This is a genomic window from Ruminococcus flavefaciens, from assembly GCF_900143025.1.
GTDB classification, from domain to species: domain Bacteria; phylum Bacillota; class Clostridia; order Oscillospirales; family Ruminococcaceae; genus Ruminococcus; species Ruminococcus flavefaciens_I.
Map to the genome: position 1 here is coordinate 1 of NZ_FRCT01000032.1, position 1,240 is coordinate 1,240.

Consider the following 1,240-nt stretch of genomic DNA (forward strand, 5'->3'; position numbering starts at 1 on the left):
CCGGCTTACTAGAAGCGGACGAACCTTCCTTCTAAAACCTTAGACTTTCGGCCATTATGATTCTCACATAATTCTCGCTACTCATTCCGGCATTCTCACTTGTGTAAAATCCACCACCGCTTCCGCTATGACTTCTCCTCTTACACAACGCTCCCCTACCCCTGTACATTGCTGTACAAGCCCAAGCTTCGGTATACGTTTTAGCCCCGTTGAATTTTCGGCGCAGAGTCACTCGACCAGTGAGCTATTACGCACTCTTTTAATGAGTGGCTGCTTCTAAGCCAACATCCTGGTTGTCTATGCAACTCCACATCCTTCTCCACTTAAACGTATTTCGGGACCTTAGCTGTGGGTCTGGGCTGTTTCCCTTTTGACCACGAGACTTATCTCACGTAGTCTGACTGCTGTACTTTTATTATCCGGCATTCTTAGTTTGATATGGTTCAGTAACCTCTCGGCCCCTAGCCAATTCAGTGCTTTACCTCCGGTAATCATATACAACGCTAGCCCTAAAGCTATTTCGGGGAGAACCAGCTATATCCGGGTTCGATTGGAATTTCTCCGCTAGCCACACCTCATCCGCCACCTTTTCAACGGGGGTCGGTTCGGCCCTCCATGGAGCTTTACCTCCACTTCAGCCTGGACATGGCTAGGTCACCCGGTTTCGGGTCTATGGCATTCAACTTGTCGCCCTATTAAGACTTGCTCTCGCTTCGGCTCCACACCTTAAGTGCTTAACCTTGCTGCATACCATAACTCGCCGGACCATTCTACAAAAGGTACCATATCACACTTTGATGTGCTCTATGTGCTTGTAAGCACAGGGTTTCAGGTTCTCTTTCACTCCCCTCCCGGGGTTCTTTTCACCTTTCCTTCACAGTACTTATTCTCTATCGGTCATTGGGTAGTATTTAGGCTTGGAGGGTGGTCCCCCCGACTTCCCACCGGGTTTCACGTGTCCGGCGGTACTCTGGATCCTGCTCGCTGTTTTCAGATTTCGCCTACGCGACTCTCACGCTCTCTGATCACTTTTCCCAAAGTGTTCGGCTATCTTCTAACAATACTAAATGCAGTCCGTAACCCCTGAAGAATTGCTTCCTCAGGTTTGGCCTCTTTCCCGTTCGCTCGCCACTACTTAGGAAATCTCGGTTGATTTCTCTTCCTCGCCCTACTTAGATGTTTCAGTTCAGGCGGTTTCCCTCATATACCTATTTTATTCAGTATATGATAGATGAGGTTT

At 48.5% G+C, this 1,240-nt stretch carries 1 rRNA gene; it reads right to left on the minus strand.

Annotation, left to right across the window (positions count from 1 at the left end):
- A 23S ribosomal RNA gene (locus BUB28_RS16395) occupies positions 1-1,240 on the minus strand; the annotation flags it as partial.